The following is a 16,600-nucleotide window of genomic DNA, read 5'->3' as shown; positions in this document are numbered from 1 at the left end:
TATCGTTGAAGAGCAAGAGCTGGAATTTATTGACAAAGAAAAGTCAGCGGTTGATTTACCTGCGGGCGAGTCATTAAGTACAGCAAAACAGGTGGCAACAGTCCGTGTCGAAAAAGTGCAGTTCCAGGGCGGGACGGTCTTTCCCCTGGAAGAACTGGCTCAAATGGTACAGCCACTAATTGGTCAAGCTGTCACCAAAGCAGAGATTGTGGCGGTACTGCGATTGATAACAGCCAGCTATAAAAACGCTGGCTATGCACTGTCATTTGCATTTCTGCCAAAGCAAGACACCGCCAGCGGCCTTCTCACCATTGTTCTGGTAGAAGGGTATATAGCCAGACAGGAAATTGTGATCGAAGATGAGGATGTCAGAGCAAGAGTGTCCCGGTTGGCGGCGCAGATGCAAAACGAGAAACCACTTCGTACGGAGACGTTTGAGCGTTATGTCAGTCTCATTGAAGCGACGCCCGGCTACAGGTTCAAAATCAGGGTGCCCAAGCCTAAAACGGTGGGTGGTGGTACCACGGTAAGGGTTGAGGAGGTCAATGCTGACTGGTTTGAAACCTCATTGGGCTTCGATGACAGTAAAGAGGAAGCGCTGAGATTGTTGCCCGGGGTCACTTTCAATTCCCTGACCACCCACGGTGACAAGCTGACACTGACGACCTTACTGCCTAATAACACGATCGACGCTTATTACGCGCTGAATTACGAACAGGATCTTGGCGATGATGGATTAAGACTGATGCTTTCAGCCAATCGCTTTGAAAGCGAAGGCGATGATCGCATCTTTGTTGCAGATATACCGCTGAACTATCAGGAAACCAAGCAAAGGGACACGCTGCGCGCCGGGGTGAAATATCCTCTGCTGTTATCCAAGCAATCATCATGGTGGTTGGGGACGAATCTACAGTATCTGGATGAGGATGCGCTGTATCAATTACGTCGTGAGGATGGTCAGGGTAATCCCGTACAGATTGAAAAGGCACTGCGTTACTCAGCCGTCGAGCTTAATACCGTTTGGACCAGACAATTCACGCGTCAAATTATCAGATTAGCCGGCAGCATCAAGCAGGGAATTGAACTGGGTAGCAACAGGAACACGATCAGTGATAGCAGCGGCATACGCTCGGGTAGTGAGACTGTGCACTTCAGCGCCATGCGGCTGGATGGTTTATGGCGATACATGTTGAGCCCCCAATGGCGTTTTCAGAGTAAAGCCAACCTGTTCTGGTCTGATGATATTTTGCCTTCTGCAGAGCAGGTCCGTTACGGCGGCCCGCGTTATGGGCGCGGATACCCTGATGGTCAGGCTCAGGGCGATGAAGGCCTGGCCGGCGAGTTTGAAGTTCGCTACCTTAAGCCTGTACCAGCCCAACTGATCAAGCGTATAGAGCCCTATGTGGTTTTTGATGCAGCACGGACCAGGTTGCGGGCCAGTGATCGAGAGCAGGAGCTGGTATCAGCGGCTCTAGGTGTTGATATTACTGATGCGAAGTCGTACACATTAGGGCTGGAATATGCCAAACCGCTGGGTGATGCGCATTTTGAGAGCGGCGACAGAAGTCCTATCTATAATCTCAAACTGCGCTGGCAGTTTTAGCGTGCTGATCGTATTGCACTTTACCCCAAGGGAAGCGGCTTACTCAGGTTTTCAGGCTGTCTCAGGGTTATCTGAAGCAGCAGATCAAGCCTGAGATTTTTCACTGATGACGTATGAGCCGCTTAAATTTCAAGCGGCAATGCTATCCTAATGCATTGTGATTCATGCATGAGGTAGCTATGCGAGTTGACTGGCATCAATATTGTGCTGCGGTTTGGCGTAGCCATAGTCAGAAACTGAAACCGGTTGAGCGTCTGGACCCGATCCGGCTGAATGAGCTGAAAGGTATCGATAAACAAAAGCAGGCCTTGCTGGATAATACGCTGCATTTTGTCGAGGGCAAAACCAGCAACCATGCAATGCTTTGGGGGGCTCGCGGCACGGGTAAATCCTCATTGATCAAAGCGGTGTTGAACGAACTGGCTCAGCGGGGATTGAGAATGGTACAGGTCGACAAGGATGATCTTGCCTATCTCCCGGAAATCCTTGACTCGCTGGAAGAGGCCGATGAACAGTTTCGTTTTGTGGTTTTATGTGACGATCTGTCATTCGAGGAAGGTGAATCAAGTTACAAGCCATTGAAAACCCTGCTTGAAGGTGGACTCGAATTGCCGCCCGAGCATGTTCGGCTTTATGCGACTTCCAATCGCCGTCATTTGCTGCCTGAAAAGCAGTCTGAAAATCAGTTAAGCGGTCTGGTCGATGGCGAAGTGCATTATGCCGACAGTCTGGAAGACAAGCTTGCCTTGTCTGATCGATTCGGTCTGAATCTCTCGTTTTATCCAGCCAACTGGGAGAATTATTTTGCTATTGTGGAATCGCTGTTTGCTGATTTCAAACTGGATCAACAACAACTCCATGAGGCCGCACGTCTCTATGCGATGGGGCGAGGGAGTCACAGCGGCCGAACGGCAAAACAGTTCTATCAATATTACAGGGCCAGAATCAGCAGTTAGTTCAGGCTTGGCTCTCAGTCGGACGATACTGCATCAGGATACGAAGTAGCGGGGCCAGCAGTGCACAGCTGAACATCACCACTGCCATCGGCCATGCTGTGCCGTCACCCAGAATGCCGACTAATGAGCCACTGACTGCACCGGTAGCAAAGCCGGACGCACCCAGCAGCGCTGTTGCGGTGGCACTGTTGGTTGGGAAATACTCTACCGTGCTGGACGTGGCATTGGAGACGATTAGCCCCATAATCCCGATAAAACCAATCATCAGCGGTACCACAAGATATAGTGACGGCGACTCACTGAAGCTGATGTAAAGCAACAATACAGTAGCGGTCAGCAGTTGACCCACCTGTCCCACGCTTAGGAGCTGTTGAGGCCTGTATTGATGAAGCAGACGCAGGTTAAGCCGGTTGAAAAACATCATCGCGATGACATTGATGCCGAACAGGAAGGGGTATACCGTTTCACTGACACCGAAGTAGCTCATATAAACGGCGGGTGAGCCAGTGATAAAAGCAAACATGCCACCCAGGGCAAAGCACTGTGAAAAGATAAAACCGACCGCACAGCGGTTGCCGAGCACCATCCGGTAGCGCCGGAAGGCGCTGGGCCGATCGCTGACGATGAGACGGGTTTCCGGTAACTTGAAAAACAGGGTGCTGCCAATCACCAGCCCGTAAACCAGCAGGAAGTCAAAAATCAGCCGCCAGCCGCTCAGGTGTAACAGGAGCATACCAATCAGCGGTGCCAGTAACGGTGCCAGCATCATGATAATGGCCATATTGGAGAGATGACGGGCACTTTCCTGACCTTTACTGAGATCACGAATCACCGCAGCCGAGTTGACGACGGCAAGACCGCCACCAAAAGCTTCAATAAGCCGACATGCCCAGACCCATTCCATAGTGGGGCTGAAAATAATGCCCAGGGTGCCCAGGCAGAACAGGCTGATCCCACTGCCTGTTGCCGCACGGCGGCCGAAGTGATCGGAAAAAGGCCCCCCTACAATCTGACCGATAGCAAAACCGGCCAGAAACAGGCTTAAAGAAAGCTCCGTATCATGAATGCTGACATTGAAATAGGCCGACATCTCGGGCATAGCCGGCAGATAGGCATCTATAGCGAGCGGCGTCATCGCCGTCAGCGCGGCGAGAAACAGAATCAGTGATCGAATATCGGGTCGGGATGAATTCATTCAGTGCTATCCGCCTGAGATTCAATTTGTAAAAGACAGCCTTTAAGCAACTGGGCAAGCTGCGTTTTGTCATGATCACTGAAGCTTGCCATCAGTTTGCTAAGTAACTCAAAATGGGCTGGAGCCACCTCATTAATCAATGCTTTGCCTTCCGATGTCAGAGACACTTTGATGCTTCGTCTGTCCTGAGTGCAGTGAGAGCGGCTAATCAGCCCTTTTTTTTCCAGTCTATCCAGGCGGCTGGTCATCGCGCCGGAGCTAAGCAGCATGCTCTGATAGAGTTCCGAGGGCGTCAGCGCTTTTGCATCTGCGCGTTTTAATGCAGCGAGCACATCAAACTCTCCCTGTTTGAGATTAAAGCGCTTATGTAAATGCCCAAACCGGGTTTCCAATGCCTTGCTTATTCTTAAGATGCGGGCAACGACCTGCATCGCGTTCAAATCAGTCTTCAGACCCTTTGCCTGCCACTGCTCGCTGATGATATCGACCGCATCGGGTGCGTTGATTTTTCTCATGATGATTTTTATCTGTTAAAAGCTTATTTCAGTCTAACTATTTAGCTTTACAATAACAATCTTTATATAAAGGTATGTGTCAGTAATAAACTGATTTAAATTGCCTTAAATAAAAAAAGATTAGCTAACGAAATAAAGCGATGTATCGATTTTGCACTGTTGTTCATATTGATGTTCGTTGATGACAAACTTATAATATGTATCGATCGCAACGATCAGAAGGATGACAGGTGAGAGTCTGTTTCATCACGCAGAACATGCCGTTCTGATCTCTCAAATTTGATAATTATCAGGCCAACGCCGCCCATGCTTTGCTGAATCTGCTCAGTCGGCGGGAAATGTTGTGCCTGCAATGCGCTGTGTTGGAGAAAAGATTCCTGTGAGTCATTACAAGCCGTACAACGGACCCGCCGCGGGCTGGGGGGCTCTTGTCAGTGTGACCCGTAACTGGTTGGGCAGTAAAAACGCGATGAAAAACATCCGTGCCATGCTCAAAACCAACCAGGATCACGGGCTGGACTGCCCGGGTTGTGCCTGGGGCGAAACACCGGAAAAACATTTCATCAAGTTCTGTGAGAATGGTGCCAAGGCGGTCAACTGGGAGGCAACCAGCCGCCGTGTGGACCCAGCCTTTTTCAAGGCGCACAGTAACACCCAGTTATTGGAACAGAATGACTGGTGGCTGGAATCTCAGGGACGCATTACTCATCCGATGCGCTATAACCCGGAAACTGATCATTACGAACCGGTCACCTGGAAGCAGGCTTTCGAGATTGTGGCCCAGCATTTGAAAGCGCTGGAGTCGCCTAATCAAGCGGAGTTTTATACCTCCGGTCGTGCCAGTAACGAAGCTGCATTTCTGTATCAGTTATTCGTACGTGCGTTTGGCACCAACAACTTCCCTGATTGTTCCAATATGTGCCATGAAGCCAGCGGCATCGGTATGACCGAAAGCCTGGGCGTCGGTAAAGGCACCGTGACTTTTGAAGACTTCGCAGAAGCTGATGCGATTTTTGTCATTGGCCAGAATCCGGGCACCAATCACCCACGTATGCTGGAACCTCTGCGTGAGGCAGTGCAGCGTGGTGCCCAGGTCGTTTGCTTTAACCCGCTGAAAGAGCGGGGGCTGGAGCGTTTCCAGCATCCTCAAAACCCGCTGGAAATGCTGACCAATGAGTCCGAACCGACCACCAGTGCCTATTTCCGCCCTGCACTGGGCGGTGATATGGCGGCGATCCGCGGCATGGTCAAATTCCTGTTGCAATGGGAACGTGAAGCCCAGGCCAGTGATAAACCGGCGGTGTTTGATCATGAATTTATTGCCGAACATACCGATGGCCTGGATGACTATCTGGCTGAAGTCGACAACACCAGTTGGGAACAGATTGAAGCGCAGTCCGGACTGAGCCGTCAGGATATTGAACTCGCGGCCAATATGTACCGTAAGGCTGAACGCGTCATTATGTGCTGGGCAATGGGCGTCACCCAGCATCTGCATTCAGTGGCAACGGTTCAGGAAATCATTAATCTGCAATTATTGTGCGGCAACCTCGGTAAGCCCGGTGCCGGCCTGTCACCGGTGCGTGGTCACAGCAACGTGCAGGGTGACCGCACCATGGGCATTGATGAGCAGCCGCCTGAGTCATTATTAGATGCGTTGGAAAAACGATTTGAATTCAAAGTGCCCAGAGAGCATGGCCATACCACCGTTAAAGCGATTGCCGCGATGGAAGCGGGAGAGGCCAAGGTCTTCTTCGGGCTGGGTGGTAACTTTGTACAGGCCGCACCGGATACACCGCGTACCTATGCGGCGATGAAAAACTGTGAACTGACGGTGCATGTCTCAACCAAGCTGAACCGTAGTCATCTGATTACCGGGAAACAGGCGCTGATTCTGCCCTGCATCGGTCGTACTGAAATTGATTATCAGAAAAGCGGTAAGCAGGGGATCACGGTGGAAGACACTTTCAGCATGGTGCATATCTCTTATGGTCAGTTGAAGCCGTTTTCGCCACTGCTTAAATCGGAATCAGCGATTATCGCCGGCGTGGCCGAAGCGACACTGGGCAAACACCCTGTTGACTGGAACTGGCTGGTGGAAGATTACAGCCGCATCCGCGACTTGATCGATGACACTATCCCCGGGTTTGCCAATTTTAATGAGCGGGTTGACCTGCCAGGTGGTTTTTATCTGGGTAACAATGCCCGGGATCGGATCTGGTACACCGATAGTAGTAAAGCCAACTTCAAGGCGAATGCTTTACCAAGCCATCTGATTCATGCCGATATCACCGCCAAAGGCGATAAGCCGGATCTGATTCTTCAGACCATGCGCTCGCACGATCAGTACAACACCACTGTTTACAGCATGAATGACCGTTACCGTGGCGTGTACGGCATGCGTGATGTGGTATTTGCCAACGAGGCCGATATCCGCAAGCTGGGTCTGGAACCGGGGCAGAAAGTCGATCTGATTTCTCTCTGGGGCGATGGCAAAGAGCGCCGGGTGAATGGCTTTACGCTTCTAAGTTACGATATTCCTGAAGGGCAGGCAGCCGCCTATTATCCGGAGACTAATCCGCTGGTGCCGCTGGACAGCGTCGGTGATAAAACCTTCACGCCCACCTCGAAATTTATCGCGATCAAGCTGCAGGCCAGCCGCGAGGCTGAGGTCGCCTGATTATTGGGCTGATTGTTTCAGCCCGCAATATGCGCGAAAATACACGGTTTGCCGGCCTGGGTCGGCAGACCGTTTTTAATTCAGAGCCCTTATTCTATGTCCAGTCCCGTTCAACAAGCTGCCAGTCAACGTCGCACCTTTGCGATCATCTCGCATCCAGACGCCGGTAAAACCACGTTGACTGAAAAACTACTCTATTTCGGTGGCGCAATTCAGATGGCAGGCAGTGTTAAATCCCGTAAAACTGATAAACACGCGACCTCGGACTGGATGGAGATGGAAAAAGAGCGGGGCATCTCGGTCACTTCGTCTGTGATGCAGTTTCCCTATAACGGCCGCATCGTCAACCTGCTGGACACGCCCGGTCACGCTGACTTTTCCGAAGATACTTACCGTACCTTGACCGCCGTTGATTCGGCTTTGATGGTCATCGACAGCGCCAAGGGTGTTGAGGAACGCACCATCAAACTGATGGAAGTCTGCCGCTTGCGTGATACGCCCATCCTGACCTTTATCAATAAGCTGGACCGGGAAGGGCGTGAACCGATTGAGTTGCTGGACGAAGTCGAAACCATTCTTAATATCCAGTGTGCGCCGATCACCTGGCCGATTGGCATGGGTAAAGGCTTTAAAGGTATTTTTCATCTGCTCAACGATAGTGTGCATCTGTTTCAGCCGCACAGCAAAGAAGCGGGTGAAATCATCCAGGGGCTGGATAATCCTCGTCTTGATGAGCTGTTTGGCAGCATGGCTGAAGATCTGCGCGAAGAAATTGAACTGGTTCGCGGCGCCAGCCATGAGTTTGATCTGGATGAATTCCTGGCCGGTAAACTGACACCGGTATTTTTTGGTTCGGCGATGAATAATTTCGGTGTGACCGAATTGATGGATTCCTTTGTTGAATACGCCCCGGCACCTCAGCCACGTGAGACAAAGAGCCGCGAAGTCGCTGCGGATGAAGAAAAATTCAGCGGTTTTGTGTTTAAGATTCAGGCCAATATGGACCCCAAACACCGCGACCGGATTGCTTTTATGCGCGTCTGCTCGGGCAAGTACAGCAAAGGTATGAAATTGCATCAAACCCGCATTGGTAAGGATGTGACCATCGCCAACGCCGTGACTTTTATGGCAGCCGAACGTGAACAGGCTGAAGAAGCCTGGCCCGGTGATATTCTGGGCCTGCACAATCACGGCACGATTCAGATTGGCGATACCTTCACCCAGGGCGAAGATCTGCAGTTCACTGGTATCCCTTATTTCGCACCGGAACTGTTCCGTCGGGTTCGTCTGAAAGACCCGATGAAAAACAAGGCACTGTTGAAAGGCCTGCAGCAGCTCAGTGAAGAGGGCGCCACCCAGTTGTTCCGGCCAATCGACAACAATGATCTGATTCTGGGCGCGGTCGGTGTACTGCAGTTTGATGTCGTGGTGCACAGGCTCAAGGGTGAGTACAACGTTGAATGTGCCTATGAACCGGTGCAGGTACACACCGCACGCTGGGTTTACTGCGATGATGAACGCAAGCTGGAAGAGTTCAAGAAAAAAGCCTCCACCAACCTCGCCTATGATGGTGCCGGCAACCTGACTTATATCGCACCGACCCGAGTCAATCTGGATCTGACGATGGAGCGCTGGCCGGATATTGATTTCCGCTCAACCAGAGAGCACCTGTAACTCAGCGTGAACTGAGTCGCTATTTGCCACATGATTGATAGCTGTTATATGATAATGATTATCATTAAGTATCTCAGTTCAGATTCGTATGGCTATACACCAGCAAAAAGACAAGCAGCTTTTGGGTGAAATCTATCAGAGTCATCACGGCTGGTTATTTGCGTGGCTTCGAACCAGATTGAACTCGTCGGAATCTGCTGCGGATATCGCGCACGACATATTCGTTAAAATCCTCGCAGGCGACGCAGTAAGTAAGATAAATGAGCCCCGTGCTTATCTCACCACGCTGGCGAGACGCAGTGTCGCCAACTACTGGCGGCGGCAGTCTATAGAGTCAGCCTATCTTGAGGCGATCCAGACTCTCCCTGAGCCGGAACTGCCCTCTGAAGAAGAGCGTGCAATCGTGGTTGAGAGTCTGCTCGCTATCAGTGAAAAATTACAGGGCTTACCGTTGGTGGTAAAACAAGCTTTTTTATATTCGCAACTTGATGGCCTGAAGCAGCAGCAAATTGCCGACAAGCTGAACATCTCGTTGTCCACTGTCAAGCGCTATCTGCTGCAGGCAATCACACACTGCTTTTTCGCCGTTTCACCCCAATAGTTGATGACAGAGTCAGCCCCCCTCTCAGAATCATTGGCGATTGAATGCGCAAGGTGGCATCTCGCCTTACTGGAAGATCCTGAAGATGAGGCGCTCCGGGCCCGCTGGCGTGAATGGTTGGAAGCCGAACCATCTCGACAGGCAGCCTGGCAGCACATTGAAGATCTCAACCAGACCCTGAGTCCCTTATCACAGCCGCTATCACGCGAACTTACCCGGAATATCATTGAAGCGCAGACCAAGTCCTCGCGCAGACAGCTGCTTCGCGCTATATCGGCGCTGGTGCTTGTTGGCGGCAGTGCTGCAACCTCGTTGTATGGTACACGGCAGGGTCGGATCTGGATGGCCGATTACCGGACAGGAACGGCAGAAATTCGTCATGTCAGGCTGAAAGATGGCACACATCTGTCTCTTAATGCGAACAGCTCGGTTGATATCGACTATCGCGAGGACAGACGTCTGATTCATCTGAGACAAGGCGATATTTGGATACAGACAACCAAAGAAAAAGCGCAAAGACCCTTTCGGGTGGTGACATCGTGGGGGGAATTTGAGCCATTGGGCACTGAATTTTACCTACGTGATCGGGTGCCCTACGGCGCTCTCGCTGTGTACGAGGGCGCGGTAAAATTAAAGAGGGGGGATAAACAGGCTGTGGTGTTACAGGCTGGCGAAGAAATTCATTTTGATAGCGGTCAGCTCGGACATAAGCAAGCCACCGACAGGCATGCCATAGCCTGGCAGCAGTCAATGCTGGTGGCTGAGCGGATGCCATTGAAGCGGTTTCTGAAGGAGCTCAATCATCACCATCATGGCTGGCTTTATTGTGATCCGGCAGTTGCCGACTTGATGATATCGGGCACTTACCCACTTAACGATGTCGACCGTGTGTTAAGAGCGGTCGCCCGGACACATCAACTGAAGCTGATCTATCGAACCCGATTCTGGGTGAAGCTGATACCGGCATAAAAATTTTTGACCTGTTTTGATTTCTCAAGTGACAGACGTAGTGAAGACACTAATATGCAGTCACATCAGAGGAATGAAATGGGCAATAATCAACAAAACACCAAGCGACTGGTCCGCGTTTTAACACTGGCCAGTGCCGCATTGCTTGGGCCGGGTCTGCTTTTCAGTAGTTATACCGCGGTGATGGCAGCTGAACCCTCGGTACAGAATAGTCTTAAACAGGCATTTGATATTGAACCGGGCAGCCTGGAGCGGGTGTTGAACCAGTTTGGCCGGCAGGCGGGGATTCTGCTTAGCTACTCTGCCAGCGATGCAGCGGGATACAATAGCCGGGGACTTCAAGGCGAGCACAGCATTGCTGAAGGTTTGAAACGGATTCTGGTGAACACACCACTCCGGGCACAAGCACAAGCTGATGGCAGTTATATAATCAATACTGTTGAGCAGGCTCAACTACCTGTGGTGACAGTGACTGGTGAAAACCGGCTATATGGGGCTTATAGTCCCATTGACTCGTTTGTCGCCAAGCGCAGTGCCACCGGCACCAAAACAACGACGCCTCTGGCTGACACGCCTCAATCTGTCTCTGTCGTGACTCAGCAGCAACTGCAAATGCGTGGTGCGAAAACTATCACCCAGGCTTTACAGTATTCGCCCAGCTTAAGCGTCCCCTATGGTTATGATACCCGCTATGACTGGTTCAGCCTTCGTGGTTTTGATGCCAAGAATCAAGTCTACCGGGACGGACTGTTACAGCCCACCAGTCTTTACGGGCTTCCAAGAGCTGACAATTACACGCTGGAACGCGTCGAGTCTCTGCGCGGCCCCAGCTCGGTGCTGTTCGGACAGGCACAGCCGGGTGGCTTTGTGAACCTGGTCTCCAAACGTCCTACCCGGGAAACCCTGCGGGAGTTACGTGTCAGTGCGGGCAATGATGACTTTACTGAACTGGCAGGTGATTTCAGTGGTGCTGTGGATGACAGTGGCAATTTACTGTATCGCTTGACTTTCCTGGGGCATGATACGAATTCAGAAGTCGATCAAAATGACAGCGAGCGTAAGTTAATCGCGCCATCACTGAGTTGGCAGATAAGCGATGATACACAACTAACAGTCATGGCCCTGGAACAGCATGACGATCAACGCTACAGTTTTAACGGCCATTTTTCTCCCTATGCCTTGAAGGCATTTCAGAATCTAAGTGATAGTTTTTTTGGGGGAGTGCTGGTCAAGGATCGCCAGTTTGGCTTCTTTGATGGTGAAACCAGTTACAACCAGTTTGAGCGTGATTACCGCTCTGTGGGTTACGAATTTTCACATGCTTTCAACGAGACCTGGTCGTTCAGACAAAATCTACGCTATGACCGGGTTGAAACTGATTATCGATTCCTGAGTTTGAATGCCGCTTCGACCAATCTGGTGACCGGAACACTGGGGCGTAGTGCCGGTGCGATTGATGAAAAACTCAATGCCCTGGCAGTGGATAATCAGTTGCAGGCTGAGTTTGATACGAGGGGGGTAACGCACCGGGTTTTGATGGGGATTGACTGGCGTTATTCTAAAGCTGATGAAAAGCGCTATGACGGGACGGCGCCATCAATCAGCTATGTCGATCCGCAGTATGGTCAACCGGTGCCTTTCCCCAGCCTCAGCCGGGAACGCGAAGTCTATTCACGCCAGACCGGCCTCTATCTTCAGGACCAGGTGGCTTACCAGAACTGGCGCTTTTTGATTGGAGGACGTTATGACTGGGCGAAAACCGACATCGACGTAGATTTTGATGATAACGGTGGCAGTGATGTCGATAACGATGCCCGTGACTTCTCCGGTCGCCTGGGGCTGGTCTACAAGTTTGACAATGGTCTCTCTCCCTACATCAGTTACAGTGAAGCATTCAACTTGAGTCAACAGACCGATGACAGCGGCAAGCTGTTTGACCCGGAAACCGCCTCTCAATATGAAGTGGGTCTGAAGTATGAGCCCGCGTTTATCGATGCTTTTATTACCATGGCGTATTTTGACCTGACTAAGGATGATTACATTCTGGCCGACTACGACGTGGCCGGTAACGCCAGTTTCCGCCAGGTTGGTGAAGTGAACTCGAGGGGGATAGAAATCGAGGCAGCACTGGCTCTGAACCAAGCCTGGAAGTTGAGTGCAGCCTACAGCTACATTGATGCCCGAATCACAGAATCTCCCAATGCCTGGGAACAGGATGCATTCATACCACGCCAACCAAGAGAAACGGCTAGTGTCTGGCTGGATTATTCGCAAAATCACGGCCCACTCCAGGGTTTGGCCCTGGGGGCAGGGCTCCGCTATGTGGGGGAAAGCCAGTATATCGCTCGCGACACCCTTGCTGATGCAGGATTGACGACCACAGAATCAGTGGATCTTGATAGCGAAAGCTACACATTGGTCGATGCCAGTGTCCGTTATGGCATGAGCAATCTGCAACTGGGTTTCTTTGTCAGCAACCTGTTTGACAAGGAATATGACACCAGTTGCACGGATACAGTTTGTTATTTTGGTGATGGGCGTCGCTTTACGGTATCTGCCACTTACAACTGGTAGTTGCTCAGGCTGCAAATGGATTTGCAGCCTTGTCACTTGCTAATCGGTCTTGCACTCAAGCAGAATACGACTATGCAATCTGCATAGGGGACGTACAGATGAAAGTCAGGTCGATCACCAAGAATAAGGGCAAGCCCGTTATTGGCTTATCCCCTTCGGATTCGCTGGACAAGGCTGTGACCTTGATGATGGAACACCGTATCGGCTCACTGGTGGTGACTGATGAGGGTGGTAAGCTGGTCGGTATTTTGTCAGAGCGAGACTTGCTCAATATCCTGCATCAGAAACATGCGATGTGGAGTCCGGTGACGGTGGCTGATGCGATGACGCCCGATCCTTACGTCTGTGAACCTGACAATAGTCTGGAAGCGTGTATGAACATGATGGTGGATCACAACATCCGTCATCTGCCGGTGGTGTTCAAAGGCAAGCTGGAAGGCATGCTGTCGATTACCGACATCGTGGAAGAGTTGCTGAATAAAGCCAAGTTTGAGAACAAGCTACTGAAGAATTATATCCAGAACTGGCCGGATGCCGAACACGAGCAGGGTGAATGAAGCCTGTTAATGGTCGTCGTTTGAGTAGTCGCTGCTGCGTTCGGTTTGCAGTTTATTGTCTTTTGCAAAATCCATCAGAAAATCGAACAGCATTTCGTCTGTTTCTTCCAATATCGCATCAACAATCACGCATTTAACGCCATCAATGGAAGCAAGTCTGACATTGGGGTGAAAGATGATGCGTCTGCCCGGGCCGTAAGAGGCGACAGCACCGCAGAGACGTTCAGCCCAGTCGCTGGGCCGGAATTTGCCGCCGTCCTGGGTTAAACCGCGAATAATCACCTTTTCCGATGTGGCCATAGGATTTTAGCTCGATAAAGAGACCTGACAAAGCGCATATTCTACTGTAATTCCCCTGTCTTGCATAAGCGCTGGTCATGAATAAATCCTTTTATCATCAAGCGATGGCTCAACAGCCCATTAAAAAATCCGTATAATTACCGCTTTTGGTTTTTCGAGAATCACGAGAAGCTTGTGGCCGACTACAAACACACACTGAACTTACCTGCTACCGACTTTCCCATGAAGGCGGGTTTGCCTAACCGCGAACCGCAAACCTTGAAGCGCTGGCAGGATATTGACCTCTACAGCAAACTGCGCGAGCAGGCTAAAGGCCGCCCTCAGTTTATCCTTCATGATGGCCCCCCGTATGCCAACGGTGACATTCATATCGGCCATGCGGTTAACAAGATTCTTAAAGATATTATCCTCAAGTCCAAAACCCTGAGCGGTTTTGACGCACCCTATGTGCCGGGCTGGGATTGTCATGGTCTGCCGATTGAGCTCAATGTCGAAAAGAAAGTCGGCAAGCCGGGCGTCAAAGTGTCAGCCAAGGAATTCCGTGAAGCCTGCCGTCAATATGCGGCCAAGCAGGTCGACGGTCAGCGTGAGGATTTCAAACGCCTGGGCGTGCTGGGTGAGTGGGACAATCCCTACCTCACCATGGATTTCAGTTTTGAAGCCGATATTATCCGCACCCTGGGTCAAATCATTAAACAGGGCCACCTGCACAAAGGCGTTAAGCCGGTACACTGGTGTGTGGATTGCGGTTCAGCGCTGGCGGAAGCCGAAGTTGAATATGAAGATAAAACCTCGCCGGCCATCGATGTCCGTTTTGAGGTCATCGACACAGCAGCATTTGAACAGGCCAGCGGCGTGACCGGCCAGGGCGCAGTTAATGTGCCTATCTGGACTACGACGCCATGGACCCTGCCTGCCAACCAGGCGGTATCTCTCAACCCTGAGCTGACTTATGTCGTTATCCAGACCGCCGATGAACGTCTGGTGCTGGCTGAAGCCCTGTTTGAAAAAGCGCTGGAGCGTTATCAACTGGAAGGTGAGGTCATTGGCCGGGTTAAAGGCGAACAACTGGAAGGCCTGTTGCTGCAGCATCCTTTCTATGACCGTCAGGTCCCGGTCATTCTGGGTGATCATGTCACCAGCGACGGCGGTACCGGTGCGGTTCATACCGCACCCGGCCATGGTCAGGATGACTACACGGTGGGGCTCAAATACAAACTGGAAGTCGATAACCCGGTCGGCAGTAATGGCTGTTTCCTCCCTGATACTCCCTTGTTCGCCGGTGAATCCGTATTCAAAGCCAACCCGCAGGTCATCGAACTGTTGAAAGAGAAGGGTGCGCTGCTGGCATATCAGGATCTTTTGCACAGCTACCCGCATTGCTGGCGCCATAAAACACCGATTATTTTCCGTGCCACGCCGCAATGGTTTGTCAGCATGGATCAAAACGGTCTGCGTCAGGCCGCGATGAAGGCTATCGCCGATACCGAGTGGATGCCGGACTGGGGCCAGAAACGCATTGAAGGCATGGTAGAAGGTCGTCCGGACTGGTGTATTTCCCGTCAGCGTACCTGGGGTGTGCCGATCCCGCTGTTTGTGCACAAGCAGACCGGTGAACTGCATCCACAGACAGAGACACTCATCGAACAGGTGGCGCAGAAAGTCGAGCTCGGTGGTATCGACGCCTGGTTCGATATGGATGCCGAGCAACTACTTTCAAGTGATGCGGCTGATTACGATAAAGTCACTGACACACTGGATGTCTGGTTTGACTCCGGTGTCTCGCATGCCTGTGTGCTGGCACGCCGTGATTACCTGAACCGGCCCGCCGATCTGTATCTGGAAGGCAGCGATCAGCATCGTGGCTGGTTCCAATCCTCCTTGCTGACCTCGGTGGCGACAATGGATGCAGCGCCTTACAAAGCAGTATTGACCCATGGCTTTACTGTGGATGCGCAGGGCAAGAAAATGTCCAAGTCCAAAGGCAATGTGGTCGCGCCACAGAAAGTCATGAATAATCTGGGCGCCGATATTATTCGCCTGTGGGTGGCTGCGACCGACTACAGCGGTGAGATGCATGTCTCGGATGAGATTCTGAAACGCACGGCTGACTCTTACCGCCGCATTCGCAATACTGCACGCTTCCTGTTATCGAATCTGAATGATTTCGACCCGGCTGCCAACATGGTCGCGACGGAAGATATGTTGCCGCTGGATCGCTGGGCGCTGGATCGTGCCTATCAGGTGCAGCAGGATATTCTCAAAGCCTACGATAGCTATCAGTTCCACCTGATTTACCAGAAAGTGCATAACTTCTGCGCCAATGAAATGGGCAGCCTGTATCTGGATATCACTAAAGATCGCCAGTACACAATGAAAGCCGACAGCCTGGCACGTCGCAGCTCACAGACTGCGATGTACCACATCATTGAGGCACTGGTACGCTGGATTGCGCCGATTCTGACCTTTACCGCCGATGAATTGTGGGAACATCTGCCGGGTGAACATAATGAGTCAGTGATTTTGAATAGCTGGTATCAGCAACTGGCGCCGCTGGATGCGGGGTCAGACTTTGACCTTGAATACTGGAATCAGCTGTTTGCGGTGCGTGATGCCGTGGCGAAAGAACTGGAAAACCAGCGTAATGCCGGCAAAATCAAAGGCGGCCTGACAGCAGAGCTGACCCTGTTTGCTAATGACGCTCTGTTCAACAAGCTGGACAAGCTGGGTGATGAGCTCAAATTTGTGTTGATTACTTCAGCCGCTTTCCTCAAACCGGCAGCTGAAAAAACGGCAGAAGCGGTGGATACCCCAGTTAACGGCTTATCAGTAGAGATTGCTGCTTCTTCACATGCTCGCTGCGATCGTTGCTGGCATCAGGTGCCATCCGTCGGCCAGAACCCGGCGCATCCTGAGCTCTGCGGCCGCTGTGTCGACAACATTGAGGGGGCTGGCGAACAGCGCCAGTTTGCCTGA

At 51.5% G+C, this 16,600-nt stretch carries 12 protein-coding genes; 9 read left to right on the top strand and 3 right to left on the bottom strand.

Annotation, left to right across the window (positions count from 1 at the left end; all coding sequences use genetic code 11):
• Positions 1-1,603, top strand: a 1,603-nt coding sequence (locus OMQ46_RS16540; RefSeq protein ID WP_266238624.1) for a ShlB/FhaC/HecB family hemolysin secretion/activation protein, incomplete at its 5' end; no start/stop codon positions are given.
• A 179-nt stretch (positions 1,604-1,782) separates the two neighbouring features.
• Entirely contained in the window at positions 1,783-2,559 is a 777-nt protein-coding gene (locus OMQ46_RS16535; RefSeq protein WP_266238623.1) for an ATP-binding protein, read from the top strand.
• A 1-nt stretch (position 2,560) separates the two neighbouring features.
• Here the strand turns inward: OMQ46_RS16535 and OMQ46_RS16530 are convergent, their stop codons facing one another.
• Entirely contained in the window at positions 2,561-3,754 is a 1,194-nt protein-coding gene (locus OMQ46_RS16530; RefSeq protein WP_266238622.1) for a multidrug effflux MFS transporter, read from the bottom strand.
• Positions 3,751-4,269: a MarR family winged helix-turn-helix transcriptional regulator gene (locus tag OMQ46_RS16525; protein WP_266238621.1), complete on the bottom strand. Its 519-nt coding sequence runs from the start codon at positions 4,267-4,269 to the stop codon at positions 3,751-3,753. Before OMQ46_RS16525 ends, OMQ46_RS16530 begins: the two co-directional genes overlap by 4 nt.
• Before the next feature lie 379 nt (positions 4,270-4,648).
• Here OMQ46_RS16525 and OMQ46_RS16520 point away from each other — a divergent pair, with 379 nt between their 5' ends.
• From OMQ46_RS16520 to OMQ46_RS16495, 6 genes are all read left to right on the top strand, one after another.
• A complete protein-coding gene (locus tag OMQ46_RS16520) occupies positions 4,649-6,949 on the top strand; it encodes an FdhF/YdeP family oxidoreductase (protein WP_266238620.1) in 2,301 nt (766 codons plus the stop codon).
• 96 nt (positions 6,950-7,045) lie between these two features.
• Positions 7,046-8,623 (top strand): peptide chain release factor 3, encoded by a 1,578-nt coding sequence (locus tag OMQ46_RS16515; RefSeq protein WP_266238618.1) that lies wholly within the window; start codon positions 7,046-7,048, stop codon positions 8,621-8,623.
• 88 nt (positions 8,624-8,711) lie between these two features.
• Entirely contained in the window at positions 8,712-9,224 is a 513-nt protein-coding gene (locus OMQ46_RS16510) for a sigma-70 family RNA polymerase sigma factor (protein ID WP_266238616.1), read from the top strand.
• 3 nt (positions 9,225-9,227) lie between these two features.
• Complete coding sequence (locus OMQ46_RS16505) at positions 9,228-10,193, top strand: FecR domain-containing protein (RefSeq protein WP_266238614.1); 966 nt, start codon at positions 9,228-9,230, stop codon at positions 10,191-10,193.
• A gap of 78 nt (positions 10,194-10,271) precedes the next feature.
• Positions 10,272-12,767 (top strand): TonB-dependent siderophore receptor, encoded by a 2,496-nt coding sequence (locus OMQ46_RS16500; RefSeq protein ID WP_266238612.1) that lies wholly within the window; start codon positions 10,272-10,274, stop codon positions 12,765-12,767.
• A gap of 98 nt (positions 12,768-12,865) precedes the next feature.
• On the top strand, positions 12,866-13,324 hold the full coding sequence (locus OMQ46_RS16495) for a CBS domain-containing protein (RefSeq protein ID WP_266238611.1): 459 nt from the start codon (positions 12,866-12,868) through the stop codon (positions 13,322-13,324).
• A 6-nt stretch (positions 13,325-13,330) separates the two neighbouring features.
• On the opposite strand, the gene OMQ46_RS16490 is transcribed toward OMQ46_RS16495, so the two are convergent.
• The gene (locus OMQ46_RS16490; protein WP_266238610.1) at positions 13,331-13,624 is read right to left on the bottom strand and encodes a DUF3579 domain-containing protein; all 294 of its coding nucleotides are present in this window, start codon (positions 13,622-13,624) and stop codon (positions 13,331-13,333) included.
• 174 nt (positions 13,625-13,798) lie between these two features.
• On the opposite strand from OMQ46_RS16490, the gene ileS reads away from it, so the two are divergent.
• Complete coding sequence (gene ileS / locus OMQ46_RS16485) at positions 13,799-16,600, top strand: isoleucine--tRNA ligase (protein WP_266238609.1); 2,802 nt, start codon at positions 13,799-13,801, stop codon at positions 16,598-16,600.

The sequence above is a fragment of the Methylophaga sp. OBS1 genome (assembly GCF_026319365.1).
The sequence above is the reverse complement of the archived record's forward strand: the minus strand, read 5'-3'. Positions and strand labels throughout refer to the sequence as shown.